Here is a 25,494-nt window from a genome sequence, read left to right on the forward strand (position 1 = left end):
ATGCGTCGTGTAGTCATCACGGGAATGGGCATTGTATCTAGCCTCGGCAACAGCATCGCTGATGTTGAAGATTCCCTTCGTAACGGCAAATCTGGCATATCGTTCCAGGAAGAATACAAAGAAGTTGGCCTTCGTTCGCACGTAGCCGGTTCAATTGACATTGATTTTAAAGAGCACATTGATCGTAAAGCGCTGCGCTTTATGGGTGATGCCGCTGCCTACGCTTTCATCAGTATGGATCAAGCTATCAAAGATTCAGGTTTGAGTGACGATCAGGTATCAAACGAACGCACCGGTATTATTATGGGTTCTGGTGGTGCGTCATCGCACAACCTAGTGGAGTCTGCTGACATCATCCGCAACCGAGGTGTAAAGCGCGTTGGCCCCTACCGTGTAACGCAAACTATGGGTTCAACCACTTCCGCCTGTTTGGCCACGCCATTTAAGATCAAAGGTGTCAATTACTCCATTTCATCAGCCTGTGCTACCAGTGCACACTGTATTGGACACGGCGCCGAGCTCATTCAGCTAGGCAAACAGGATGTGATTTTCGCAGGTGGCGGTGAAGAGCTTCACTGGGTTATGTCATCACTATTCGACGCGATGGGCGCGCTGTCTACTAAGTACAACGACACCCCAGACAAAGCCTCTCGCGCCTACGATGAAGGTCGTGACGGCTTCGTCATCGCTGGCGGCGGCGGTTGTGTCGTCCTTGAAGACTACGAGCATGCGGTGGCGCGTGGCGCAACCATCTACGCTGAACTAGTAGGCTACGGCGCTACGTCTGATGGCTACGACATGGTTGCACCAAGTGGTGAAGGCGCTGCACGCTGCATGCGCATGGCGATGGCTACGGTTGACGAGCCGATTGATTACATCAACGCTCACGGTACCAGCACTCCTGTGGGTGATGTGGCCGAATTAGGCGCCGTTCGCGAAGTATTTGGTGACAACACGCCGCTAATTGGCTCAACCAAGTCACTATCTGGCCACTCATTGGGTGCTGCCGGCGTACACGAAGCTATCTACTCCATCATTATGCAGCAGAATGGTTTTGTTGCCGCTTCGGCAAATATCGACAACCTTGACGAGCAAGCACAAGGACTAAATATTGTTACTGAAACTCAAGAGAAAACGCTGAAGACGGTTATGTCAAACAGCTTTGGCTTCGGTGGCACTAACGCAACATTGATTTTTAAAAGCCTGTAATTAGCCGCTATAGGCGCTAAAAAAGCCCTCAAACTGTTGTTATCTGCGGTTTGAGGGCTTTTTTTGTGGGCTTCTTTGTGGGCTTCTTTGTAGGCTTTCTTGTGGATCCCTTCAGTTGACTTTCGCAGCCTGAAAGTTAGCCTAAAAACGCTCGCCAGCGATCTAACAATCCTACCCGCCAAGGTTTTGGCTTGATGCCGAAGGCGAACTTCAGCGCCGTCCCGTCAAGCGTCCGATCAACACCTAGGCCAGCACCCGCAACAAGTTGATCCGTTGTTTCTTCACACTTATCATCACAGAGGTAGGCCGTTAAACGATGCCAGGTTACCTTCCCGCCCGATGCATAGGTGTAGCGGCCCCAGTTCTCTCCGCCCGATAACAGCTGCGCAATGACCGACGCGCAAACGCGAGACAAATCCGGTACGGTAACAATATTGAAGAACGAGCTGTCATCTAATTCACGCGTACCCGCCAGCTCAATTTCGCGCAGCACATCCGGAAAAAGACGCACCGCTAACATGGGGAAATCCAACAACATCACCCGCGCGGACTCATCGAGCAGTGGCGACTCCCAAACGTCGTCGAACTCGTCGTTATCCAGCTGAAACGACTGCAATCTTGCCTGAATAACACCTACATTCTGCAAATCAGCTTGCCGACAAAGTGCCAAGAATTCCTCAACCTGAGTGCCAAAGCTAATCACTAATTGAGCACTCTCTAGTGACTCCACGGGGTGTTCAACCTCAATGCACTCTGCACGCGGAAGCAGTGCGCGAATACTAGCAAGCAGCTCTTCACGAGCTTCCGGTGGCGGACTAACGATATAAATTCGTTCAGACATGGATTAATTCTCAAGTGTTTTGCGAAGTATATGAGATTTAACGGTGGGCGCCAACTTACCCACACTGCCTCTCGAGTAGCTAAATCGACGATGCGTGTATTACTTGCCTGTGATGGCGTGTTTTTTGGCTCACGGTTCCTTCGGTTTGGCCATTCATTGCTCTTTTGATGTTATGGCCATTTGTTTTTTTAAGGCGCTAGTGACGACGCTGCCCTATTCGATAAAAATTCAATGATGGGCAGAAAGGCTTTGGTATTCTCACTTTCCTCATTGAAGATCGCGTAAACGCTTCGGCTTACACGATGAATATGCTCGGCTTCAAATAGTTTTTTGTCGGCGATCAATTGCTCCACAATATTGGAGGGAAGAAAGGCAGCGCCACCATGTGATAGGAGAAACTCTAAGGCAATGTGACTCTGCCCAGTGTGCAGGACGGGGGCGATGGCCTCATCGAAAAATTTGGCATGCTGGAGATTGAATGCAGTACCCCAATCAACGAACAAATAGCCTACTTTGGCAATATCCTCGGCATTCGAAATCCTTTCACTACTCACAAAAACCAGGTCCATCTGACCAATCTTGCTTACTCGCAGGCCCGAGAGATTAGAGGGTTCAAACACTACTGCCATATCCAGCCTGCCGCCAAGCAGCGCTCTAACAAGTTCGCGCTGTGGGTTGATCTCGGTTCGCAAATAGAGGTCAGGAAAGGCGGTAGCCATCATTGGCAGCAAAGACTGGAGGAAGGTATCCCAGAGGTTAGACGTACCGCCAATAGAGATCTGTAAGTTTTTTTGACTTGCCACACCCACATCTTGAAGCGCAGCCTGCCAGCCGGCAAGTATATTCTCCGCATGCGGTAACAGTCGCTCACCACTCGCTGTCAGCAGGATGTTATTACGCTCACGCGTAAAAAGCTTAACGCCGACTATATCCTCCAGTTGTTTAACACGAAAACTAATAGCTGACTGCGTTAAGTAGAGATTTTCCGCCGCGCGCCCAAAGTGACGAGTCTTCGATATCTCCAAGAAAGTTCGCAATAAATCTGTATTCATGCCACCTCGATCAATATTTTTTATCGAAAATCCAAAAAGAACTCGTTTTACCTCGCAGCTACGAGCTAGTTAATATTAGCAGCATGTCATTAGCATACATATAGGGGCTATAGCCCTTTATCAAATGCATGAACATTAAAAGTAATATTAATCGAAGCGAACTATCCAGGGTGGATTAGGGAGTTTTAGGAGCTAAAAACATGAAAGTAGCCATTTTGTCGCGAGGCCCCAACCTCTATTCAACTCGACGCCTAAAAGAGGCAGGAGAAGCCCTTGGTCATCAGGTAGACGTTATCGATACCCTGCACTGCTACATGGACATTACTCGGAGCCGACCGGCGATTCGATATCACGGCGAAGAGTTACCCTACTATGACGCAGTCATCCCTCGAATTGGCGCCTCAATTACTTTTTACGGCACGGCCATTGTCCGCCAATTCGAAATGATGGGGTCTTTTTGCGTTAATGAATCAGTCGCAATCAGTCGCTCTAGAGATAAGCTGCGCTCTTTACAGCTGCTTTCACGTAAAGACGTTGGCTTGCCACGGACGGGCTTCGCGAGCAAGCCCGACAACGTAAAAGATTTGATCAAGAATGTTGGCGGCGCACCGGTGGTCATTAAGTTGCTAGAAGGCACTCAAGGGATTGGCGTTGTATTGGCACACACCAATAAAACCGCCGAAAGTATCATTGAGGCTTTTATGGGTCTAAAGGCCAATATCTTGGTTCAGGAGTTTATTGAAGAAGCAGGCGGCGCCGACATTCGCTGCTTTGTAGTGGGCAACAAAGTGGTTGCAGCCATGAAGCGACAGGGAGCCGAAGGTGAATTCCGCTCTAATTTGCACCGCGGTGGATCGGCCAAGCTCATTCGTTTGACCAAAGAAGAGCGAGCAACTGCACTAAAGGCGGCAAAGATTATGGGGCTTAATGTCTGTGGTGTAGACATCTTGCAGTCAAAGAATGGTCCCGTAGTGATGGAGGTGAACTCCTCCCCAGGCTTGGAGGGCATCGAGCTTGCCACCAAGAAAGACGTTGCCTCAATGATCTTCGAATTCATTGAAGCTAACGCCAAGCCAAATAGAAATAAGACGAAAGGAAAAGGTTAATGAAGCAGGAAATGCTAACTATCGCAGGTGTTGACATACCGCCGGGACATAGCATGCGCCTAGAAATCCCTGTGGCTAAACTCTACACGGATACGGACATCTCGATACCGATACACGTGGTCCGCGCTAAGAAGCCGGGCCCTAACGTATTTGTTTCCGCCGCGGTCCACGGTGATGAACTCAATGGCGTCGAGATTATTCGCCGACTGATTAATTCCAAGTACCTCAATCTCAAGGCAGGGAGTTTGATCCTAGTGCCAATGGTGAATGTGTACGGAGTGCTTAATCAAAGCCGTTACATGCCGGATAGACGTGATTTGAACCGCAGCTTCCCGGGCTCAGAAAAGGGATCGCTGGCAGGTCGCGTGGCCTCCATCTTCCTTGAAGAAGTGGTCAGGCATTGCGACTATGGGATTGATTTGCATACGGGAGCAATTCACCGCTCAAACTTACCGCAAATTCGCGCCAATTTATCTGACCCCGAAACGAAAAAGTTATCGGAAGCATTTGGCGTACCGGTATTACTGAACGCCAACCTGAGGGATGGCTCGCTGAGGCAATCTGCGGTGGAGTGGGACACTAAAATTCTACTGTACGAAGCAGGTCAGGCGTTACGTTTAGATGAGATTTCTATTCGGGCAGGCGTTAGAGGCGTGGTCAATGTTCTGAATGAGCTTGGACTTTTAAAGCGAAAGGTGAAGAGAAAGAAAGTTGAATTCTTCGTTGCCAACACCAGCACTTGGATCAGAGCTGGCGCTAGCGGCATTGTCAACACGCTTAAAGAGCTCGGCGACCAGGTTGTCAAAGGCGACATCCTCGCCGATATTGGCAACCCGTTTGGTGATAGTTTAGGCAAAGTGATCGCCAATAAGTCGGGTATCATTATTGGTAAGCAAAACATCCCCCTTGTTCAAGAGGGTGATGCGATGTTTCACATTGCTTACTTCTCAGAGAGCGACGAGAGTATTGCCTCGGAGATTGAAGAAATGCATGAAATACTGGAAGAAAGCTCCGAGCTATCCAACCAGGATATTACGCGCTAATACATTGTTAACGCGGGGTACCAGCGCCCCGCCTTCGTATTCCGTCACTTTAAAGTGAATGAAGAGTATGAGAATTTAGAACCGAGGTATGTTCATCCGCTAGCCATCATGAGTGAATAGGATAGTCAGCTAGTAATGAAGTACCTCAACAGAAAGGTTAATAGAATGAGTGATTCAAAGATTATTTTGGGGGCCTTGGAAGTATGTAGCCTACCAGAACTTGGTATTGCCCAGATGGATATGCGGGTAGACACAGGTGCTAAAACATCATCCTTGCATGTTGATAACATTCAGCGAGTGAAGAAAAATGGCAAGAGCGTGGTGAGCTTTGACATCCATCCTGATATGCATAATGTGGACAGGGTGATTTCCTGCGAAGCGCCGTTAACGGACATCCGCAGGATTAAATCCTCGAATGGCAACTCCGAAGAACGATACGTCATAAGGAGCTTGCTCGATATCGGCGGGCATTCTTGGCCTATCGAGATTACCCTCACCGATAGGTCAGACATGACGTATCTAATGTTGCTGGGGCGACAGGGTATGAGTGATAGGGTATTGGTAGATCCATCGGAAACATTTTTGATGTCGAGTGACTAAGACCAACAGCTCATGGCACCGGCATTCAATGTCTAAAGTGCAGAATCCATACGTGGCGTCTGTTGCTGTTGTTATCGTGTTTTGTTTGGTAACAAAACCCATAGTGCGAACGGCGTCACCTTGTCTATCTTCTTATTTACCTAAATGCCGTGATGAACCAAAAAAAAGCCCTTCAAATGTTTACACACTCAAAGGGCCTTATTTTTCATTTATTGCCTGTAAAACCAATCTATTCGGTAAATCTGATTGTGAGTTACTTAACAATAACTACTTTATCTCATTCAGAACGGAATATCGTCATCGAAAGAATCAAAGCTTGGTGCTGGCTGAGACTGCGCTGGACGCTGAGCAGACTGTTGCGGAGCCTGGCCCGGGTGCGGCTGCTGAGCCTGCGGAGCGCGCTGAGGCGCCTGTTGAGGAGCTGGCTGTTGGTAGCTAGGCTGTTGCGGCGCTGACTGCTGAGGAGCAGCCTGCTGTGCCGGCTGTTGATACGCATTTTGCTGTGGCGCAGAAGGCGCTGATGCATACGGATCCGCGTAAGCTCCACCCGGCGCTGATGTATTCACTGCCGCTGCGTTGCCTGAAGCACCCGCACCACGGCTGTCCAGCATTTGCATTTCATTCGCCACGATTTCTGTGGTGTAGCGATCTTGACCTTGCTGATCTTGCCACTTACGGGTGCGCAAAGATCCCTCGATATAAACCTTGCTACCCTTCTTCAGGTACTGACCAGCAATTTCAGCCAGCTTGTTGAAAAACACAACGCGGTGCCACTCGGTACGTTCTTGCGCCTGACCGGTGTTCTTGTCCTTCCAACTTTCTGATGTTGCGATGGTGATATTGGTAATGGCCGCACCAGCCTGGGTGTAACGACTTTCAGGATCGTTCCCCAAATTACCTACCAAGATCACTTTATTAATACCACGGGCCATTGTGTCCACCTGCCATTTAATTTGTTATTTAATTGCCTAGAATACCGAAGTCAGCGACTAGATGCATCACCTAATCGAGCGGAATTTCGCGACGGTTCAATTGTCTGACGAACGGATGCCCGCCTAGGGCTGCAGGCGTAAATCCACTTGCTTAGAATCGAACCGAGGCTTATCTACTTTTAAGTATACGCGCTGGCTAGCTACATCGAAGCGAACGCTCTCCACGCCGCTGATCTCCACTAATGCGGCGAGTTCTTCCGCCGATGTCTTAGCGGTTACCGGCCACGAAACGTTGGTAAGGTAACGAACGGGCGCCATAAAGCTGATACACAAACCCCAGATCGCCATTCCGCCAAAGGCCACCGCATAGGCTGCTTGCGGGCCAAAATTTGCTACCGCAGAACCCGCGATAACAGCGCCAAAAAAGGCGCCTGTAAATTGAGCCGTAGAAAAAACCCCCATGGCTGCGCCGCGTCGTCCTGCCGGCGCGATCTTGCTCACTAAACTAGGTAGTAGGGCCTCGGAAAGATTAAAGCCAACAAAGAACAACCAAAGCCCGAGTACTAGCCATTCAATAGTAGCGGAGGTAAACAGCACAGCAGTAGCCGCTAACAACACCAACACGGCTACACGCAAGGCTGCGCGCATTCGCCGCTTTACTTCTGCCAAAATAATCAGCGGCAACATCGCCACAAAACTCGTTCCAATAATCAGCAAATAGAACCAGCTCAACTGGACTTGAGTGACCAACTGGTAATCTGCCAACACCGTTGGCACCACCAGAAATATCGCCATCAGCGCACCGTGAAGGACAAATACTCCCAATGCGGCACGCAACAACTCTGCTCCGGTTAACACCTCACGAATACCCACAGCTTTCACGTCATTGTGAAGCAATCTCTCCGGTGGCGTAGGCACAACGACGAGCACGAGCAAGATAGCTACCACCGCCAACAATCCGCCAGCGAAGAACAGGCCGGACAGGCCCACTAGGTGATAGATCCAAGGCCCCAACACCATCGCCAGCGCAAAGGCCACGCCAATACTGGCACCAATGGAAGCCATCGCTCTCGCGCGCTTGTCCTCAGGGGTAAGGTCGGCCAATAGGGCCATGACCGTTGCAGCTATGGCTCCGGCACCCTGCAGTGCCCGACCAATGATAATCCCCCAGACAGAGTCACTCACACCGGCGATCACACTACCAACAATAAACATCAACAAACCGCCAATAATGATTGGCTTACGGCCAACACGGTCTGACCAAGCGGCCAGTGGCAATTGCAGCACGCCCTGTGACGCGCCGTAAATGCCGAGCGCCCAACCAATGGTTTCAGCGTCCGCATCGGGATAGGCGTCCAAGGCCAAGCTCAACACAGGTAGCACCATGAAGAGGCCAAGCATTCTTACCATATAAACTGCAGATAATCCGATCAGAGCTTGAGACATATTCGCCTTGTTCGTCGTATAAGGTCTTTTGGTGTAGCGAAACGAAAACTCACTACCCCATTAATTGAATACCGAAGTATACTGAACCGATGGCATAAATAGGTAGTCTGATGGATAAAATTTCTCTTCGCGGCGCTCGCACCCACAATTTAAAGAATATCGACTTGGATCTTCCTCGCGATAAGTTAATTGTCATTACTGGTCTCTCAGGTTCCGGCAAGAGTAGCTTGGCGTTCGATACGCTCTACGCCGAGGGCCAACGACGCTACGTTGAATCGCTCTCAACCTACGCCAGACAGTTCCTCTCGATGATGGAGAAGCCCGATATGGATCATATCGAAGGGCTATCCCCGGCTATTTCCATTGAGCAGAAATCAACGTCGCACAACCCCCGCTCTACTGTTGGCACGATTACTGAGATTTATGACTACCTCCGCCTACTATACGCCCGCGTAGGTGAACCGCGCTGCCCTGACCACCACGAACCACTGACGGCACGAACAGTGTCAGAGATGGTAGATACCGTCTTGGCCCTTGAAGAGGGCAGCAAGATCATGCTGCTGGCACCAGTAGTTCGGGAGCGTAAGGGTGAGCACATTCATCTGTTCGAAAAGCTTCGGGCTCAAGGTTTCATCCGCGTTCGCATTGATGGCATCATTACCGACCTCGATGACCTACCTGAACTAGACAAGAAAAAGAAGCACACCATTGATGTAGTGGTAGATCGACTGAAAGTTCGCGATGACATTCAGCTTCGTCTGGCCGAGAGTTTTGAGACGGCCCTAGAGTTGGCTGAAGGTTTAGCAACAATTGCCTGGATTGACGGCGAGCATGATGAGATTCTCTTGAGTGCGAAATACGCTTGCCCAATCTGTGACTACAGCCTTAAGGAACTTGAGCCACGGCTATTCTCATTCAATAACCCTGCCGGTGCCTGCCCCAGTTGCGATGGTTTAGGAATTCGTCAGTTCATTGATCCTGAGCTCGTCATTCAAGACGAAGAATTGTCGCTCGCCGAGGGTGCGATTCGCGGCTGGGATCGCCGCAACGTGTATTACTTCCATCTCCTCACCTCACTGGCTGATCATCTAGGCTTTAACGTTGAGACACCTTGGAAGCAACTCACTGCAGCGCAACATCACTTAATTCTCCAAGGGTCAAAGGAAGAAATTGATTTCTCCTATGTGAATGATCGCGGCGACGTTCACCGTCGACGCCATCGCTTCGAGGGAATCATTCCCAACATGTCTCGTCGCTACCACGAGACAGAGTCCAACTCAGTCCGCGAAGAGATGGCCAAGTACCATAGTCAGCAGAGCTGCCCAGAGTGCAACGGTTCGCGACTTTGTCGTGCCGCTCGACACGTTTTTGTTGATGAAAAAACGATTTCTGAAATTACGGAAATGTCGGTAGGCCGCAGCTATGAGTACTTCGAACAGCTTGGCTTTAACGGCGCTAAAGCCGAAATTGCCGATAAGATATTAAAGGAACTCAAGGATCGCTTCCGATTCTTGAATGACGTGGGGCTTAATTATCTTAGCCTCAATCGCTCCGCTGATACCCTATCGGGTGGTGAAGCGCAGCGTATTCGCCTTGCCTCACAAATTGGCGCAGGGTTAGTGGGCGTTATGTATATCCTTGATGAACCTAGTATTGGACTTCATCAACGAGACAACGAACGCCTGTTGAATACCTTAACGCGACTGCGTGATTTAGGTAACACCGTTATCGTGGTAGAACACGATGAAGACGCCATACGACTCGCCGACTACATTGTTGATATTGGCCCAGGAGCTGGCGTTAACGGCGGAGAAATTGTTGCTGAAGGCACCTACCAACAGATCCTAAAGAGTGAGCGATCACTTACTGCGAAGTATCTATCTGGCGTGGAAGAGATAGCCATTCCCGCTGTTCGTAATGCCGCCAAGAATAACCAGTTCTTGACGCTAAGCGGGTGCCAAGGAAATAACCTGCAAAACGTCACCCTTGAGCTGCCTGTAGGCGTATTTACCTGCGTTACCGGCGTGTCTGGCTCGGGGAAGTCTACGCTAATTAATCGAACGCTTTACCCGTTGGCAGCCACGGCGTTAAACCGCGCAACCACACTCAAGGCCGATGAGTATGGCACCATAGCAGGACTAGATCATTTCGATAAATGTATCGATATCAACCAGAGCCCTATTGGGCGAACACCTCGTTCGAACCCGGCAACCTATACCGGCATGTTTACGCCCATACGGGAACTATTCGCCGGCACGCAAGAAGCACGCTCACGCGGCTATAAGCCAGGTAGATTTTCATTCAACGTTAAAGGTGGACGCTGTGAGGCGTGTCAGGGCGATGGCGTAACGAAGGTAGAGATGCACTTCTTACCTGACGTTTATGTACCCTGCGATATCTGCTCGGGTAAACGCTATAACCGCGAAACACTAGAGATCCTCTATAAGGGCAAGAATATTCACGATGTGCTTGAGATGAGCATTGAAGAGGCATTGGAGTTCTTCGATGCCGTACCATCTATTCGCAATCGCCTGCAGACATTGATTGACGTGGGGCTAACCTATATCAGGCTAGGGCAAGCTGCCACCACGCTATCCGGCGGAGAAGCACAGCGAGTTAAACTAGCCAAGGAGCTATCCCGCCGAGACACTGGTCAGACGCTCTACATCCTTGATGAGCCAACTACCGGCCTTCATTTTCATGATATTAAGCAACTGCTGCATGTTCTGCACCGTCTTCGTGACCACGGCAACACCATTGTGGTGATTGAACACAATCTGGATGTCATTAAAACGGCTGACCATATTATTGATATTGGCCCCGAGGGCGGCTCCGGTGGCGGCCAAATTGTTGCCGCTGGCACACCGGAAGAAGTCGCTCAGATCGCCAAGTCACATACGGGCGTCTTTCTCAAACCCATGTTGGAGAAGAAAAAATGAGCTGGGAGCTAGATGGAAGATTGGCAGCCGATACCGTACTCGTTGCGGATTCCAGCGCCTTTCAACTTCGACTTTTAAATGATCATCGCTACGAGTGGCTAATTCTTGTTCCTAAGATTGCCAACGTCACCGAACTCTTTGAATTGCCAAGTCTGCATCAACAGCAACTTTTACAAATTTGTAATAGTGCGAGCGAGAAGCTACTTGGCGAGCGTCACTGCGATAAGGTCAATGCCGGTTATCTTGGCAATGTGGTGGCGCAGTTTCACTTTCATATTGTTGGTCGTAGAATGGACGATCCGGCATGGCCGGGGCCCGTTTGGGGTCACTCAGCCCGCGAATCAGCCCGCGACGAAGTCATTGCCGAGCGCTGTGAGTACTGGCGAGCACTTCGCTTGGTCTAACAATTACCGTAGCGAACGGGTAGAGTATGTTAAACTCAGTTAAATTAACCTACTCTGGTGTAACGAATTATGACCTACGCTACCATTTCTGGCTGGGGGAAATGCCTTCCTCCGGCGGTATTGAATAACGACGATCTCGCTACCTTTCTTGATACCAATGACGAGTGGATATACTCGCGCACAGGGATGAAGGAGCGACGCATCTCTCATGTAGACCTCTGTGAATTAGGCTATGTGGCAGCCGCCAGAGCTATCGCCTGCGCGGGCCTAGAAGCCGACGACATCGACATGATCCTATTCGGCTCTACCAGCTTTTCAGAGTTTGCCCCCAATACCGCTTCCTATGTACAAAAACGTCTTGGCGCTTCAAAAGCAGCGTGTATGGACCTCAATACCGCTTGCACAAGCTTCATGTACGGCCTAACCACTGGCACTGCCATGATCAAATCAGGTGTTTTCAAGCGCGTACTCGTCATTGGAGGCGAAGTAGTAAGTAAGCTAATGGATTGGGAGAATCGTAACGTTGCCGTACTGTTTGGTGATGGCTGTGCCGCTATGGTACTTGAAGCCACCAACAACGAGGAAGGCGTTATCTCCGAAACACTAGGCTGTTATGGTGAACACCGCGATATCCTTAAGGTACTTGGGTATGGTGGGCAGTATGCCAATAAGAACATTATGTTAGGCGATGTTGCTTGGAATTTCGAAGGTCAAGATATCTTTAAGCGCGCCGTTGCTGGCATGAATAAAGCCAGTAAAGAGACACTCGAAAAAGCAGGTTGTGGCGTAGACGATATTAATCTCGTCGTGCCGCATCAGGCTAATGTGCGAATCATTGAGGCCGTTGGTAAAAAGCTTGGTGTTGAGGCTGATAAAGTCTTCGTTAATATTGAGCGCTACGGAAATATGTCCGCGGCCACTGCGCCCATTGCTCTCATTGAGGCCGTTGAAGAAGGAAGGGTTCAACCCGGAGATCTTGTATTGCAACCGGCTTTCGGTGCTGGACTCACGTGGAGCTCACATCTAATTCGCTGGGGCCAACGGGTAACCCCCATTGCACACAGCGACGTTGAACTTTCCGCTTGCGATAAGACCGCACTTGAGTTGGTTAACGAGATGCGTAGCGTTAAGAACGCCGCTAAGGCGACGCGTGCAGCAAATAATCATGAGATGATTGCGAAATACTAACACGCTGCAGTTTTCATTAGTGCAAAAAAAAGCCGATCATATGATCGGCTTTTTTAATAGCTTGCGCTAGATGATTACTCGTCGTCAGCTTCTTCAGCTACCGGACGGTCAACCATTTCAACGTATGCCATTGGCGCGTTATCACCAGCGCGGAAACCGCACTTTAGAACACGAACATAACCACCTGGACGCGTGTTGTAACGCGGACCAAGTTCGTTGAAAAGCTTACCTACTGCTTCGTCAGAACGAAGACGAGAGAAAGCTAGACGACGGTTAGCAACAGAATCAACTTTTGCTAGCGTGATTAGAGGTTCAACAACACCACGAAGCTCTTTAGCTTTTGGCAAAGTCGTTTTAATTAACTCGTGCTCTACTAGCGAAGCAGCCATGTTACGGAACATAGCGCGACGGTGAGAACCAGTACGGTTTAATTTACGACCTGAATGACGATGACGCATAATAATATTTCCTAATCAGCTTACCAACAGGCTGCTATCACAGCATCACCCCAGGTAAGAAAGCTAAGGCGCTAACGCGCCTCAACTTAGAATCAGAAGAACCGCTGCTATTAGATAGCGAAGCGATCTTCTACTTTAATGCTTGCAGGTGGCCAGTTCTCTAGTTTCATACCTAGAGACAGTCCACGTGAAGCGAGGATATCCTTGATTTCAGTCAGTGACTTCTTACCAAGGTTTGGCGTCTTAAGCAGCTCAACTTCTGTGCGCTGAATAAGATCACCGATATAGTAGATGTTCTCTGCTTTTAGACAGTTCGCAGAACGAACTGTAAGCTCTAGATCATCAACTGGACGCAGAAGAATCGGATCAATTTCCTCTTCCTTCACTTCCTCAGCCTGTTCGACTTCGCTTTCTAGCTCAACGAAAACCGCCAACTGATGCTGCAGAATAGTAGCAGCGCGACGAATCGCCTCTTCAGGGTCTAGGGTTGAATCTGTTTCCAAATCCAAAACTAGCTTGTCGAGGTCAGTACGCTGTTCAACACGTGCGCTTTCAACACTGTAAGCGACGCGTTGAACTGGGCTGAAAGATGCATCCAGTTGCAGACGACCAATAGAACGAGTTTCATCTTCTGAGCTCTTGCGTGCAGAAGCCGGAACGTATCCACGACCTTTTGCAACGACCATACGAATGTTTAACTCGCCTTTCGCGTTAACGTTAGCGATAACATGCTCTGGGTTCTTAATTTCCATATCGCCTTCGGTCTGAATATCACCCGCAGTCACAACACCAGCGCCTTTCTTGCTGATAGTGATCTCTGCGCGATCCTTTCCTTCCATAACGATAGCAACGCCCTTGAGGTTCAAAAGAATCTCAATTACGTCTTCCTGAACACCTTCGATAGAAGAGTACTCATGTAGAACACCGTCAATTTCGGCTTCTACAATCGCACAACCTGGCATCGAAGAAAGCAGGATACGACGGAGCGCGTTACCAAGAGTATGGCCGAAACCACGCTCTAATGGCTCCAAGGTCACTTTAGCGTGAGTTGGACTATACTCGTGCACGTCGATATGACGTGGTGTAAGAAACTCATTCAATACACTCTGCATTGGCACACCTGTTGGCTTAGTTATTCGTTTACTTCGAGTAAAGCTCGATGATTAGCGATTCGTTAATGTCCGCAGACAAATCGATACGCTCCGGTAGGCGCTTAAAAGTACCTTCCATCTTCGTTGCATCTACTTCGATCCATTCGTTGGTACCGCGGTTTGCAGCAAGCTCAAGAGCTTGTGCGATACGCAACTGCTTCTTCGACTTCTCACGAACAGCAACAACATCACCTTCTTTAACTTGGAAAGATGGAATGTTTACCGTCTTACCGTTAACAGTGATTGCTTTGTGAGAAACAAGCTGACGAGACTCTGCACGTGTTGAACCGTAACCGATACGGTAAACAACGTTGTCTAGTCGACATTCTAACAACTGTAGCAGGTTCTCGCCGGTATTACCCTTGCGACGTGCTGCTTCTTTGTAGTAAGAACGGAATTGCTTCTCTAGGATACCGTACATGCGACGTACTTTCTGCTTCTCACGAAGCTGAACACCGTAGTCAGATAAACGACCACGACGTGCGCCATGTACACCAGGAGCCGTCTCAAGCTTACACTTAGACTCTAGTGGACGGACACCGCTCTTCAAAAATAGATCTGTACCCTCGCGACGGGCTAGCTTGCACTTAGGGCCAATATAACGTGCCATGGGTTCGCTCTCCTCTTATACGCGACGTTTCTTCGGTGGACGACATCCGTTATGCGGAATAGGCGTCACGTCAGAAATGTTAGTGATTTTGTAGCCACAGTTGTTCAATGCACGAACTGCAGATTCACGACCTGGACCTGGACCTTTAACTTCCACGTCTAGATTTTTAAGACCGTAGTCTTTTGCTGCGTTACCAGCACGCTCAGCAGCTACCTGTGCTGCGAACGGGGTACTCTTACGAGAACCACGGAAACCTGAACCACCTGCGGTAGCCCAAGACAGAGCATTGCCCTGACGGTCAGTGATCGTGATGATGGTGTTGTTGAACGACGCATGGATATGCGCGATCCCATCAACGACGGACTTCTTGACCTTTTTGCGAGTTTGCTTCGCACCTGGCTTAGCCATAGATCCTTCCTCCAAATGTAAGGACTAAGTATCGACCTCACAGTCGACACGACGCGTGAATGATTAGCGTTTAATTGGCTTACGTGGGCCTTTACGCGTGCGAGCATTCGTCTTAGTACGCTGACCACGAAGTGGTAAACTGCGACGGTGACGAAGACCACGGTAACAACCTAGATCCATTAAACGCTTGATGCTCATTGAAACTTCACGACGAAGATCACCTTCTACAGTGTTCTTTGCCACTTCGTTACGAAGTGCATCTACTTGCTCTTCAGAAAGACTACCGATTTTGGCGTCTTCTGCGATTCCAGTAACCGCACAGATCTGCTTAGACTTAGTACGGCCAATACCGAAAATATAAGTCAGTGAGATAACAGTGTGCTTGTTATCTGGAATGTTTACTCCAGCAATACGAGCCATTGAAAATAACTCCAATAAATTAGCTTATATAGCAATACGACAGCAATCAAAGATTGCCGGATGCCCCTTAAAAGGTGCGCAATAGTAGCGCAAGCATCCGGCTGAATCAAATAATTCTCTTCGAAAGCTAAATCGATTAGCCTTGACGCTGCTTGTGACGTGGTTCAGCGCTACAAATAACGCGAACTGTGCCCTTGCGGCGAATAATTTTGCAATTTCTGCAAATCTTTTTAACTGACGCACGAACTTTCATGGTCGGCTCCTCTTTACGGGGCGCGCTTAGCGCGCACCATTTCCGTAGTTCTTCAGGTTGGCTTTCTTCATCAGCCCGTCGTACTGAGTCGACATCATATGCTGTTGAATCTGAGCCATGAAATCCATAACAACTACTACTACGATAAGCAGTGACGTTCCGCCCAAGTAAAATGGAATGTTCGCAAACACTACCAAGAACTGAGGCATCAAACATACTGCCGCAATGTAAATCGCACCAACTAACGTTAGTCGTCCCAAAACACTATCCAAGTAATCGGCGGTCTTCATACCCGGGCGAATGCCTGGGATGCTGCCACCTGAACGCTTCAAGTTTTCTGACACTTCCTTCGAATTGAAGGTAATCGCCGTGTAGAAGTAACAGAAGAATACGATCATCAACGTGAACAAAATAATGTTCAATGGCTGCCCCGGACTCAACATCAATGCAATATCCTGGAGCAATTCAGATCCAGAAGATTGACCCGCCCACTGGGCGATTGACGCTGGGAATAGCAAGATGCTGCTCGCGAAAATAGCTGGGATTACACCGGCCATATTAATCTTGAGTGGCAAATAGCTAGCCTGCGGCTGCATTTGTCGACGACCCTGTTGACGTCTAGCGTAGTGAATTGGTATGCGACGTTGCGCGCGCTCCATACGGACCACACCCCAAACAACCGCAATCGCAACAAAGCCGATAAGAATCAACACGAGGAAGTTCAAATCACCTTGACGCGCCGACTCAAACGCTTGACCTAGTGCCGACGGGAGACCCGCCACGATACCAGCGAAGATCAGCATGGATATACCATTACCAATACCGCGCTCAGTAATCTGTTCACCAAGCCACATCATAAACATCGCTCCACCAACTAACGACATTACCGCTATCAAAGTAACGCTGACGCCAGTTGCGTAAAACAATCCTTGTCCTGATAAGCCTGCCACCATACCAGCGCCCTGAACGGTCGCCAATACGAGAGTTCCCCAACGGGTATACTGGCTTATCTTGCGACGCCCTGCCTCTCCCTCTTTTTTGAGGGCTTCTAACGACGGTATAACCGCTGTTAGTAACTGCGTAATGATCGACGCAGAGATGTATGGCATGACGCCCAGCGCAAGGATACTCATACGCTCTAGTGCACCACCAGAGAACATATTGAATAATCCTAGAATTGTGCCTTCGTTCTGGCTAAATAATTCAGCCACACGAGCAGGGTTAATTCCAGGTAACGGTATATGTGTACCGACTCGATATACGATGATCGCTAATAACAAAAAGGTAAGGCGAGACTTAAGCTCGCCTAAACCCTTTTGACTACCCGTCATCATTGCACTGGGGTTAGTCATTAATCCTCTACCTTGCCACCGGCTGTTTCAATTGCTTCTTTAGCGCCTTTAGAAACCTTTAGACCTTTAACAGTCACTGCACGACTTACGTCGCCAGAAAGGAATACTTTGGCTCGAGTGATATTTTTAGCAACTAATCCAGCATCTTTCAATGCTTCAACAGTTACTACATCACCCGCAATTGAACCGAGTTCAGATGTACGGATCTCAGCAGTAGTAATACCAATGCGTGAAGTAAAACCGAATTTCGGTAGACGCTTCTGCATAGGCATCTGACCACCCTCGAAACCTGGACGGACAGAACCGCCAGAACGAGATTTCAGACCCTTGTGACCGCGACCACCAGTTTTACCAACACCACTACCAATACCACGACCAACGCGCTTCTTGCTGTGCTTGTGGCCTTCAGCTGGGCTTAAAGTATTAAGACGCATGCTGTTAACCCTCCACTTTCAATAGATAATGGGCTTTGTTAATCATGCCGCGTACCGCTGGAGTATCTTCTACTTCAACAGTATGGCCGATTCGACGTAAACCCAAACCTGCTACGCAGGCTTTGTGGCTAGCAAGACGACCAGCGGTCGATTTAACTTGCGTTACCTTAATGGTTTTATTTGCCATTGTCGTTCGTCCTCGCTGCAAATTAGCCTTGGATCTCTTCGACAGACAAGCCACGCTTAGCGGCAATGTCTTCCGGAGAACGCATGTTTTGGAGCGCCTTAAAAGTCGCACGTACAACGTTTACTGGGTTAGTGCTACCGTAGCACTTAGCCAATACGTTATGTACGCCTGCGATTTCTAGCACAGCACGCATTGCACCACCGGCAATAACACCTGTACCTTCAGAGGCTGGCTGCATGTAAATTTTCGATGCACCGTGGCGCGCTTTGATCGGGTACTGAATGGTATCACCTTTCAGCTGTACCGTGATCATGTTGCGACGTGCATTTTCCATCGCCTTTTGGATAGCGACAGGCACTTCACGCGCCTTGCCACGACCAAAGCCGACTTTACCGTTACCATCACCAACGACAGTTAGGGCGGTGAAACCGAAGATACGGCCACCTTTAACAACTTTAGCTACACGATTAACCTGTACCAGTTTCTCTTGTAAGCCTTCGCTGTTGTTGTCTTTTTGCTTCTGCTCTGCCATGTCTCTCACCTTTAGAATTCAAGACCTGCTTCACGAGCAGCGTCAGCTAAGGACTTCACTCGACCGTGGTATTTAAAACCACTACGGTCGAACGACACTTTAGTTACACCCGCTTCTTTAGCGCGCTCGGCAACTAACTTGCCTACTGCGCCAGCAGCTTCGATGTTACCTGTTTTACCTTCACGAAGTGACTTATCCAAAGTGGATGCTGAGGCGATAACTTTACCGCCATCAGCTGAAATCACTTGCGCGTAGATATGACGAGGCGTGCGGTGCACTGTCAAACGGGTAACACCCGCTTCACGCATATTTAGGCGCGTACGACGTGCACGGCGTAGTCTTGCATCACGTTTTGTGCTCATAACCTTGCCTTACTTCTTCTTCGCTTCTTTACGACGGACATGCTCATCGGCAAAACGAACACCTTTACCTTTATAAGGCTCTGGTGGACGGAATGCGCGGATCTCCGCCGCTACTTGACCGAGTAACTGTTTATTCGCGCTTTTCAACACGATGTCAGTTTGGCTCGGAGTTTCGGCTTTTACGCCTTCCGGAAGCTCATAGTCAACCGGATGTGAGAAACCTAGAGTTAGGTTCAAGGTGTTACCCGACACCTTAGTACGGTAACCGACACCAACGAGCTGAAGTTTCTTTTCGAAACCTTGGCTAACGCCAGTGACCATGTTGCCGACCAAAGCACGCATAGTACCAGACATTGCTACACTCTTCTTATCGCCATGACGTGCTTTAAAAGTAATCACGTTGTCGTTAAGCGCGACATCTACGTTCGCGTTGAGTGGCATGTTTAGAGTGCCGTTAGCACCCTTTACAGTGATATCCTCAGCACCTAGCTTGACTTCTACGCCAGCTGGGATGCTTACAGGATTATTAGCTATACGAGACATACTAATATTCCCCTTAGAATACTGTGCAAAGGACTTCGCCACCGATGCCCGCAGCGCGAGCAGCTCGGTCAGTCATTACACCTTTCGATGTAGTGACAATAGCGACACCAAGACCAGCGTTAACTGTCGGAAGATCGTTAGTTCCAGTGTAAGAACGTAGACCAGGGCGGCTAGCGCGCTGAATCTTTTCAATTACTGGACGACCTTCGAAGTAACGAAGTTCAATTGTTAATTCGGCTTTTGGCCCTTCAGATACTGAGAAGTTACCTACGTAACCCTCAGCCTTAAGAACGTCTGCTACCGCAACTTTTAGGTTAGAAGCTGGCATAGTTACATCGAACTTACCTGCTTGCTGACCGTTACGAATGCGGGTAAGCATATCTGCCAAAGGATCTTGCATACTCATAGTTAAAAACCTCTGTTGCTTACCAGCTAGCTTTAACCAAGCCCGGTACATCACCGTTCATGGCAGCTTCGCGTAGTTTGTTACGGCACAGGCCGAACTTACGGTATACCGCGTGTGGACGACCAGTAATACGGCAGCGACGCTGCTTTCGTACTGGGCTTGCATCACGTGGCAACTTTTGAAGTTGTAGCTGTGCATCCCATTTTGCTTCTTCGCTAGCATTAGCGTCCGCAAGGATAGCCTTGATTTCAGTACGCTTCGCAGCGTACTTTTCGACCATTTTTGCGCGCTTAGCTTCGCGAGCGATCATGGATTTCTTAGCCATGTTCTATCTCCTTTAGCCTTTCAACGGGAAGTTGAAAGCACGCAGCAGGGCGCGACCTTCATCATCGGTTTGCGCAGTCGTTGTGATGGCAATATCTAGACCACGAAGAGCGTCGATTTTATCGTAATCGATCTCAGGGAAGATAATTTGCTCAGTCACACCCATCGCGAAGTTACCGCGACCGTCAAACTGCTTTGGGCTGATACCGCGGAAGTCACGAATACGTGGAATCGCAATATCAATCAAGCGCTGTAGGAATTCGTACATACGCTCGCCACGAAGGGTTACCTTGCAGCCGATTGGCCAACCTTCACGAACTTTAAAGCCAGCGATAGACTTACGAGCTTTAGTAGATACTGGCTTCTGGCCAGCAATCTGCTCGAGGTCACGCATAGCGTGCTCAAGAACCTTTTTGTCGCCCAGTGCTTCGCCAAGACCCATGTTAATGGTGATCTTAGTGATGCGTGGAAGACGCATTGGGTTCTCAACACCCAGCTCTTTTACAAGTGCTGGGATTACTTCGGTTTCATAAACCTTTTTCATGTGAGTCATCGTCCAGCCCCTTAAATCGCTTCGCCGTTAGACTTGAAGAAACGTACTTTCTTCCCGTCTTCGAAACGGAAGCCAACGCGGTCGGCTTTGTTGGTTTGTGGATTGAAGATAGCGATATTCGAAACCTGAATAGGCGCTTCCTTCTCGATGATGCCACCTTGAACGCCAGCCTGTGGGTTAGCCTTCTGGTGCTTCTTCACCATGTTAATGCCAGTAACAAGAATTCGGTTGTCGGCGCGCACTTGCGCAACACGCCCACGTTTACCTTTGTCTTTACCAGCGATAACGATTACTTCGTCGTCACGTTTAATTTTAGCCATGCTCTTTCCTTACTCCCAGGCCTTACAGCACTTCAGGCGCTAGAGAGACAATTTTCATGAACTTCTCACCGCGAAGTTCACGAGTCACCGGACCGAAGATTCGGGTGCCCACCGGCGCCTCGTTGGCGTTGAGCAATACTGCTGCATTGTCATCGAATTTGATTAAAGAACCGTCGCCGCGACGAACACCTTTTTTGGTGCGCACAACAACTGCCTTCATCACCTGGCCTTTTTTGACCTTGCCACGTGGGATAGCTTCCTTAACGGTAACTTTGATTACATCACCCACTGCAGCATAACGACGATGCGAGCCGCCCAATACTTTAATGCACATAACGCGGCGAGCACCGCTGTTATCTGCGACGTCTAAATAGGTTTGAGTCTGAATCATGATCGCACTCCGAAAATTTCAAACGCTGCTAAGAATAAGCCTAGGCTTAGATTCCCGCCGCGCGCTCATTGATAGACTTCAAAGTAAATGACTTGTCTTTCGACATTGGACGAGACTCTTGGATAGTAACAGTGTCACCAGCCTTGCTCTCGTTGTTTTCGTCATGTGCTTTGACCTTGGTAGACTTAACTAGGTACTTGCCATAGATCGGGTGCTTAACCTTGCGCTCGATTAGGACAGTAATAGTCTTATCCATTTTGTCGCTAACTACTTTACCAGTTAGCGTACGTACTACATTTTGCTCAGCCATCTTATTCACCTGCTTTTTGCGTTAGCGAAGTCTTGATGCGCGCGATATCGCGACGCACTTGCTTCAACAAGTGAGTTTGGGTGAGCTGGCCGGTAGAGTACTGCATGCGCAGCTTGAACTGCTCTTCCAGCTTCTCGAGGAGAACCGAGTTAAGCTCCTCGACAGACTTTTCACGAAGTTCACTTGCGTTCATCACATCACCTGCCGTTTAACAAAGGTAGTTGCCACAGGTAATTTAGCTGCTGCAAGGCGGAACGCCTCACGCGCTAGTTCTTCATCGACACCTTCGATCTCGTAAAGAACCTTACCTGGTTGAATTTGAGCAACCCAGTATTCCACAGAACCCTTACCTTTACCCATACGAACTTCTAGGGGCTTATTGGTAATCGGTTTATCAGGGAAAACACGGATCCAAATCTTACCGCCACGCTTAATACGACGAGTCATAGCACGACGTGCTGCCTCGATCTGACGTGCAGTGATTCGACCGCGACCAGTTGCCTTCAAGCCGAATTCGCCGAAGCTAACTTTGCTACCGCGCAGTGCCAAGCCGCGATTGCGACCTTTCATCATCTTGCGGAACTTTGTACGCTTTGGTTGTAACATATGCGTACTCCTTACTTAGCTTTCTTCTTGCCAGTTTTAGCAGGTTTTGCTTCAACTGGTGCGTTATCGCCAATGATTTCGCCTTTGAATACGTAAACCTTGATGCCGATGATACCGTAGGTAGTCATTGCTTCAAATGTTCCGTAATCGATGTCAGCACGAAGTGTATGCAACGGCACACGACCTTCACGATACCACTCGGTACGAGCAATATCTGCGCCGCCTAGACGACCACTTAGCTGAATCTTGATACCTTGCGCACCTTGACGCATTGCATTCTGTACCGCGCGCTTCATAGCACGACGGAACATAACACGACGTTCAAGCTGGCTACCGACGTTTTGAGCAACGAGAGTAGCATCTAGATCCGGCTTACGAATTTCTTCGATATTGATCTGCACAGGAACGCCCATCATCTTCGAGCATTCGTTGCGTAGAGTTTCAACATCTTCGCCTTTTTTACCAATCACGATACCAGGGCGAGCCGTGTGAATCGTAATGCGAGCTGACTGAGCTGGACGCTCAATCTGTACGCGGCTTACAGATGCATGTGCTAGCTTCTTCTTAATGAAGGCGCGCACTGTAAGATCAGCGTTAAGATTGTCAGCATAGGTTCCGCTGTTGGCATACCAAGTAGAATTATGATCCTTGACAATGCCGAGGCGGATACCGATTGGATGTACTTTTTGACCCATGAAATGGTCTCCTACAACCTAAAGTTACTGTTCAGAAACTTTCACGGTGATATGACAAGTTCTCTTGAAGATTCGATCAGCACGTCCTTTCGCACGTGGCTTGATACGCTTCATTGTCATACCTTCGTCGACAAAGATTGTTGAAACCTTTAACTCGTCGACATCCGCACCTTCGTTATGCTCAGCGTTTGCAATTGCAGACTCGAGCACCTTCTTAATCAAACCAGCTGCTTTCTTGGAGCTGAAAGCTAGAATATCTAGCGCTTCTTCAACACCCTTGCCGCGAATCTGGTCTGCTACTAGGCGAGCTTTCTGCGCTGAGATGCGCGCGCCTTTTAACTTTGCAGCTACTTCCATTTCCGTTACTCCAGTGTTTAACGCTTCTTAGCTTTCTTATCGACGATATGACCGCGATAGGTGCGGGTACCGGCGAACTCACCAAGCTTATGGCCGATCATTTCTTCGTTGATTACAACTGGTACGTGTTGACGACCGTTGTGCACAGCGATGGTTAGACCGATCATTTCTGGCAAAATCATTGAACGACGCGACCAAGTCTTAACAGGGCGCTTGTCGTTAGCTTCAACTGCAGTTTGCACTTTTTTCATAAGGTGCAAATCTACAAATGGACCTTTTTTCAGTGAACGTGGCACTTTTGATACCCTCCGTTACTTGCTGCGACGACGTACGATAAACTTATCGGTACGCTTGTTCGAGCGAGTCTTGTAACCCTTGGTTGGAACGCCCCAAGGAGATACCGGATGACGGCCACCTGAAGTACGACCTTCACCACCACCATGTGGGTGATCTACTGGGTTCATTGCAACACCGCGTACTGTTGGACGAATACCGCGCCAGCGAGTGGCACCAGCTTTACCCAACGAGCGTAGACTGTGCTCTGAGTTAGAAACTTCACCTAACGTTGCGCGGCAATCAGCTGGAACCTTACGCATTTCGCCAGAGCGAAGACGTAGAGTTGCGTACTGACCTTCACGAGCAACTAACTGAACTGAAGTACCGGCTGAACGAGCAATCTGCGCGCCTTTGCCTGGCTTCAATTCGATGCAGTGAATAACCGAACCTACTGGCATGTTGCGAAGTGGCAACGTGTTACCAGGTTTGATAGGTGCGGCGCTTCCGCTTTGCACAACGTCGCCAGCCTTCACGCCCTTAGGAGCAATGATGTAACGGCGCTCACCATCGGCATAACAAATCAGCGCGATGTGTGCTGTACGATTTGGATCGTACTCTAGACGTTCTACAGTTGCAGGGATACCATCTTTGTTACGACGGAAGTCGATAACACGGTAATGCTGCTTATGACCACCACCACGGTGACGCGTAGTGATACGGCCAGTGTTGTTACGACCACCTGACTTGCTCTTCTTTTCAAGAAGCGGCGCATACGGAGCACCTTTATGAAGCTCGGTGTTTACAACACTAACTACGTGACGACGGCCAGGAGATGTTGGTTTACGTTTAATAACTGCCATTATCTCTACCCCTTACTCGAACGTCGAGAAGTCGATGTCTTGACCTTCGGCCAAACGGACATACGCCTTCTTCCAATCGTTGCGCTTACCAATACCGTAACGAGTACGCTTGGTCTTGCCTTTAACGTTCAACAAACGAACTGACTCAACGTTAACGTTGAACAACTTCTCGATAGCATGTTTCACTTCAAGCTTGTTGGCATCAGTTGTAACTTTGAACACTACAGTGTTTGCAGACTCAGCTGCTAGCGCTGCTTTCTCAGTAACCTGAGGACCTAGCAGAACCTTGAATAGACGCTCTTGGTTCATCCTAACATCTCCTCAAACTTCTTAAGGGCTTCAACTGTTACGATGACCTTCTCACGGTGCACAAGGCTAACTGGGTTAGCAGACACTGCGTCACAAACATCCACAGAGTGAACGTTACGTGAAGCGAGGTATAGGTTCTCAGAAACGGCTTCAGTCACGATTAAAACGTGTTTTGCGTCAAAAGCAGCTAGCTTAGCTAGCAACGCCTTAGTTTTTGGCGCTTCAACATCAAACTGCTCAACAACAACCAAACGGTCAGTGCGGGCTAGTTCAGACAAAATGCACTGCATTGCTGCACGGTACATTTTCTTGTTGATTTTTTGACTGTGATCTTGTGGACGTGCAGCAAATGTTACACCGCCCCCACGCCAGATTGGTGAACGGATAGTACCGGCACGTGCGCGGCCACTACCTTTCTGTTTCCATGGCTTCTTACCGCCACCTGAAACATCTGAGCGTGTTTTCTGAGCGCGTGTACCTTGACGGGCACCGGCCAGATACGCCGTTACAGCCTGGTGAACCAGGTCGGCGTTAAACTCGCGACCAAAAGTAGCTTCAGAAACTTCAAGAGTTCCCTTTGCGCCTTCTGGTGTAGAAAGATTCAATTCCATCGGTAA

General features: G+C 49.0%; 37 protein-coding genes. 7 read left to right on the forward strand and 30 right to left on the reverse strand.

Annotation, left to right across the window (positions count from 1 at the left end; translation table 11 throughout):
- Entirely contained in the window at positions 1 to 1,209 is a 1,209-nt protein-coding gene (gene fabB / locus DFR27_RS11630) for a beta-ketoacyl-ACP synthase I (protein ID WP_121877653.1), read from the forward strand.
- Positions 1,210 to 1,345: 136 nt separating this feature from the next.
- On the opposite strand, the gene DFR27_RS11635 is transcribed toward fabB, so the two are convergent.
- Positions 1,346 to 2,050 carry a dTDP-4-dehydrorhamnose reductase family protein gene (locus DFR27_RS11635; RefSeq protein ID WP_121877654.1) on the reverse strand — a complete coding sequence of 235 codons (705 nt, stop codon included), beginning with the start codon at positions 2,048 to 2,050 and terminating at the stop codon, positions 1,346 to 1,348.
- 188 nt (positions 2,051 to 2,238) lie between these two features.
- Positions 2,239 to 3,102, reverse strand: a complete 864-nt coding sequence (locus tag DFR27_RS11640; RefSeq protein WP_121877655.1) for a LysR family transcriptional regulator — start codon at positions 3,100 to 3,102, stop codon at positions 2,239 to 2,241.
- A gap of 200 nt (positions 3,103 to 3,302) precedes the next feature.
- Between DFR27_RS11640 and rimK the strand changes: the two genes are divergently transcribed.
- From rimK to DFR27_RS11655, 3 genes are all read left to right on the forward strand, one after another.
- The gene (rimK, locus tag DFR27_RS11645; protein WP_121877656.1) at positions 3,303 to 4,208 is read left to right on the forward strand and encodes a 30S ribosomal protein S6--L-glutamate ligase; all 906 of its coding nucleotides are present in this window, start codon (positions 3,303 to 3,305) and stop codon (positions 4,206 to 4,208) included.
- On the forward strand, positions 4,208 to 5,251 hold the full coding sequence (locus DFR27_RS11650; protein WP_121877657.1) for a succinylglutamate desuccinylase/aspartoacylase family protein: 1,044 nt from the start codon (positions 4,208 to 4,210) through the stop codon (positions 5,249 to 5,251). The genes rimK and DFR27_RS11650 overlap by 1 nt, the downstream gene beginning before the upstream one ends.
- Positions 5,252 to 5,416: 165 nt before the next feature.
- Positions 5,417 to 5,851, forward strand: coding sequence for an ATP-dependent zinc protease family protein (locus DFR27_RS11655; protein ID WP_121877719.1), 435 nt, complete (start codon positions 5,417 to 5,419; stop codon positions 5,849 to 5,851).
- 281 nt (positions 5,852 to 6,132) lie between these two features.
- Here DFR27_RS11655 and ssb read toward each other — a convergent pair whose 3' ends face one another.
- Entirely contained in the window at positions 6,133 to 6,783 is a 651-nt protein-coding gene (gene ssb / locus DFR27_RS11660; protein ID WP_121877658.1) for a single-stranded DNA-binding protein, read from the reverse strand.
- A 123-nt stretch (positions 6,784 to 6,906) separates the two neighbouring features.
- Entirely contained in the window at positions 6,907 to 8,229 is a 1,323-nt protein-coding gene (locus tag DFR27_RS11665) for an MFS transporter (RefSeq protein ID WP_121877659.1), read from the reverse strand.
- 110 nt (positions 8,230 to 8,339) lie between these two features.
- Between DFR27_RS11665 and uvrA the strand changes: the two genes are divergently transcribed.
- The 3 genes from uvrA (at position 8,340) to DFR27_RS11680 (ending at position 12,760) form a co-directional block, all read left to right on the forward strand.
- The gene (uvrA, locus tag DFR27_RS11670; protein ID WP_121877660.1) at positions 8,340 to 11,168 is read left to right on the forward strand and encodes an excinuclease ABC subunit UvrA; all 2,829 of its coding nucleotides are present in this window, start codon (positions 8,340 to 8,342) and stop codon (positions 11,166 to 11,168) included.
- Positions 11,165 to 11,572 carry an HIT family protein gene (locus DFR27_RS11675; RefSeq protein ID WP_121877661.1) on the forward strand — a complete coding sequence of 136 codons (408 nt, stop codon included), beginning with the start codon at positions 11,165 to 11,167 and terminating at the stop codon, positions 11,570 to 11,572. Before uvrA ends, DFR27_RS11675 begins: the two co-directional genes overlap by 4 nt.
- Positions 11,573 to 11,641: 69 nt before the next feature.
- Complete coding sequence (locus DFR27_RS11680; RefSeq protein WP_121877662.1) at positions 11,642 to 12,760, forward strand: ketoacyl-ACP synthase III; 1,119 nt, start codon at positions 11,642 to 11,644, stop codon at positions 12,758 to 12,760.
- A gap of 74 nt (positions 12,761 to 12,834) precedes the next feature.
- Here the strand turns inward: DFR27_RS11680 and rplQ are convergent, their stop codons facing one another.
- The 26 genes from rplQ to rplD form a co-directional block, all read right to left on the reverse strand.
- On the reverse strand, positions 12,835 to 13,218 hold the full coding sequence (gene rplQ, locus DFR27_RS11685) for a 50S ribosomal protein L17 (RefSeq protein WP_121877663.1): 384 nt from the start codon (positions 13,216 to 13,218) through the stop codon (positions 12,835 to 12,837).
- Between the two features lie 110 nt (positions 13,219 to 13,328).
- Entirely contained in the window at positions 13,329 to 14,330 is a 1,002-nt protein-coding gene (locus DFR27_RS11690) for a DNA-directed RNA polymerase subunit alpha (protein ID WP_121877664.1), read from the reverse strand.
- A gap of 28 nt (positions 14,331 to 14,358) precedes the next feature.
- Complete coding sequence (rpsD, locus tag DFR27_RS11695; RefSeq protein WP_121877665.1) at positions 14,359 to 14,979, reverse strand: 30S ribosomal protein S4; 621 nt, start codon at positions 14,977 to 14,979, stop codon at positions 14,359 to 14,361.
- A gap of 15 nt (positions 14,980 to 14,994) precedes the next feature.
- On the reverse strand, positions 14,995 to 15,387 hold the full coding sequence (gene rpsK / locus DFR27_RS11700) for a 30S ribosomal protein S11 (RefSeq protein ID WP_121877666.1): 393 nt from the start codon (positions 15,385 to 15,387) through the stop codon (positions 14,995 to 14,997).
- Between the two features lie 63 nt (positions 15,388 to 15,450).
- Positions 15,451 to 15,807 carry a 30S ribosomal protein S13 gene (rpsM, locus tag DFR27_RS11705; protein WP_121877667.1) on the reverse strand — a complete coding sequence of 119 codons (357 nt, stop codon included), beginning with the start codon at positions 15,805 to 15,807 and terminating at the stop codon, positions 15,451 to 15,453.
- Between the two features lie 136 nt (positions 15,808 to 15,943).
- A complete protein-coding gene (rpmJ, locus tag DFR27_RS11710; protein WP_121877668.1) occupies positions 15,944 to 16,060 on the reverse strand; it encodes a 50S ribosomal protein L36 in 117 nt (38 codons plus the stop codon).
- A 26-nt stretch (positions 16,061 to 16,086) separates the two neighbouring features.
- Complete coding sequence (gene secY / locus DFR27_RS11715) at positions 16,087 to 17,412, reverse strand: preprotein translocase subunit SecY (RefSeq protein WP_121877669.1); 1,326 nt, start codon at positions 17,410 to 17,412, stop codon at positions 16,087 to 16,089.
- Positions 17,412 to 17,846: a 50S ribosomal protein L15 gene (rplO, locus tag DFR27_RS11720; protein ID WP_121877670.1), complete on the reverse strand. Its 435-nt coding sequence runs from the start codon at positions 17,844 to 17,846 to the stop codon at positions 17,412 to 17,414. The genes secY and rplO overlap by 1 nt, the downstream gene beginning before the upstream one ends.
- A gap of 4 nt (positions 17,847 to 17,850) precedes the next feature.
- Positions 17,851 to 18,033: a 50S ribosomal protein L30 gene (gene rpmD, locus DFR27_RS11725; protein ID WP_121877671.1), complete on the reverse strand. Its 183-nt coding sequence runs from the start codon at positions 18,031 to 18,033 to the stop codon at positions 17,851 to 17,853.
- Between the two features lie 22 nt (positions 18,034 to 18,055).
- On the reverse strand, positions 18,056 to 18,565 hold the full coding sequence (gene rpsE, locus DFR27_RS11730) for a 30S ribosomal protein S5 (protein WP_121877672.1): 510 nt from the start codon (positions 18,563 to 18,565) through the stop codon (positions 18,056 to 18,058).
- 11 nt (positions 18,566 to 18,576) lie between these two features.
- Positions 18,577 to 18,927 (reverse strand): 50S ribosomal protein L18, encoded by a 351-nt coding sequence (gene rplR / locus DFR27_RS11735; RefSeq protein WP_121877673.1) that lies wholly within the window; start codon positions 18,925 to 18,927, stop codon positions 18,577 to 18,579.
- 9 nt (positions 18,928 to 18,936) lie between these two features.
- Positions 18,937 to 19,470: a 50S ribosomal protein L6 gene (gene rplF / locus DFR27_RS11740; RefSeq protein ID WP_121877674.1), complete on the reverse strand. Its 534-nt coding sequence runs from the start codon at positions 19,468 to 19,470 to the stop codon at positions 18,937 to 18,939.
- 13 nt (positions 19,471 to 19,483) lie between these two features.
- A complete protein-coding gene (gene rpsH / locus DFR27_RS11745) occupies positions 19,484 to 19,876 on the reverse strand; it encodes a 30S ribosomal protein S8 (protein WP_121877675.1) in 393 nt (130 codons plus the stop codon).
- 19 nt (positions 19,877 to 19,895) lie between these two features.
- On the reverse strand, positions 19,896 to 20,201 hold the full coding sequence (gene rpsN / locus DFR27_RS11750; RefSeq protein ID WP_121877676.1) for a 30S ribosomal protein S14: 306 nt from the start codon (positions 20,199 to 20,201) through the stop codon (positions 19,896 to 19,898).
- A 12-nt stretch (positions 20,202 to 20,213) separates the two neighbouring features.
- Positions 20,214 to 20,753 carry a 50S ribosomal protein L5 gene (gene rplE, locus DFR27_RS11755; protein ID WP_121877677.1) on the reverse strand — a complete coding sequence of 180 codons (540 nt, stop codon included), beginning with the start codon at positions 20,751 to 20,753 and terminating at the stop codon, positions 20,214 to 20,216.
- Positions 20,754 to 20,764: 11 nt separating this feature from the next.
- On the reverse strand, positions 20,765 to 21,073 hold the full coding sequence (gene rplX, locus DFR27_RS11760; protein ID WP_121877678.1) for a 50S ribosomal protein L24: 309 nt from the start codon (positions 21,071 to 21,073) through the stop codon (positions 20,765 to 20,767).
- A gap of 22 nt (positions 21,074 to 21,095) precedes the next feature.
- Entirely contained in the window at positions 21,096 to 21,464 is a 369-nt protein-coding gene (rplN, locus tag DFR27_RS11765; RefSeq protein WP_121877679.1) for a 50S ribosomal protein L14, read from the reverse strand.
- A gap of 46 nt (positions 21,465 to 21,510) precedes the next feature.
- Positions 21,511 to 21,774, reverse strand: a complete 264-nt coding sequence (gene rpsQ / locus DFR27_RS11770; protein ID WP_121877680.1) for a 30S ribosomal protein S17 — start codon at positions 21,772 to 21,774, stop codon at positions 21,511 to 21,513.
- A 1-nt stretch (position 21,775) separates the two neighbouring features.
- Complete coding sequence (rpmC, locus tag DFR27_RS11775; RefSeq protein ID WP_121877681.1) at positions 21,776 to 21,967, reverse strand: 50S ribosomal protein L29; 192 nt, start codon at positions 21,965 to 21,967, stop codon at positions 21,776 to 21,778.
- Positions 21,967 to 22,380, reverse strand: a complete 414-nt coding sequence (gene rplP / locus DFR27_RS11780) for a 50S ribosomal protein L16 (protein WP_121877682.1) — start codon at positions 22,378 to 22,380, stop codon at positions 21,967 to 21,969. Before rplP ends, rpmC begins: the two co-directional genes overlap by 1 nt.
- An 11-nt stretch (positions 22,381 to 22,391) precedes the next feature.
- A complete protein-coding gene (rpsC, locus tag DFR27_RS11785; RefSeq protein ID WP_121877683.1) occupies positions 22,392 to 23,075 on the reverse strand; it encodes a 30S ribosomal protein S3 in 684 nt (227 codons plus the stop codon).
- A gap of 24 nt (positions 23,076 to 23,099) precedes the next feature.
- Positions 23,100 to 23,432, reverse strand: a complete 333-nt coding sequence (gene rplV, locus DFR27_RS11790; protein WP_121877684.1) for a 50S ribosomal protein L22 — start codon at positions 23,430 to 23,432, stop codon at positions 23,100 to 23,102.
- Positions 23,433 to 23,449: 17 nt separating this feature from the next.
- Positions 23,450 to 23,728 (reverse strand): 30S ribosomal protein S19, encoded by a 279-nt coding sequence (gene rpsS / locus DFR27_RS11795; protein ID WP_121877685.1) that lies wholly within the window; start codon positions 23,726 to 23,728, stop codon positions 23,450 to 23,452.
- Positions 23,729 to 23,743: 15 nt separating this feature from the next.
- Positions 23,744 to 24,568, reverse strand: a complete 825-nt coding sequence (rplB, locus tag DFR27_RS11800) for a 50S ribosomal protein L2 (RefSeq protein ID WP_121877686.1) — start codon at positions 24,566 to 24,568, stop codon at positions 23,744 to 23,746.
- A gap of 12 nt (positions 24,569 to 24,580) precedes the next feature.
- Complete coding sequence (gene rplW / locus DFR27_RS11805; RefSeq protein ID WP_121877687.1) at positions 24,581 to 24,877, reverse strand: 50S ribosomal protein L23; 297 nt, start codon at positions 24,875 to 24,877, stop codon at positions 24,581 to 24,583.
- Positions 24,874 to 25,488, reverse strand: coding sequence for a 50S ribosomal protein L4 (rplD, locus tag DFR27_RS11810; RefSeq protein WP_121877688.1), 615 nt, complete (start codon positions 25,486 to 25,488; stop codon positions 24,874 to 24,876). Before rplD ends, rplW begins: the two co-directional genes overlap by 4 nt.
- Positions 25,489 to 25,494: the final 6 nt, after the last annotated feature.

Origin of the sequence: Umboniibacter marinipuniceus, from assembly GCF_003688415.1 — a bacterium.
Taxonomy (GTDB): Bacteria; Pseudomonadota; Gammaproteobacteria; order Pseudomonadales; family DSM-25080; genus Umboniibacter; species Umboniibacter marinipuniceus.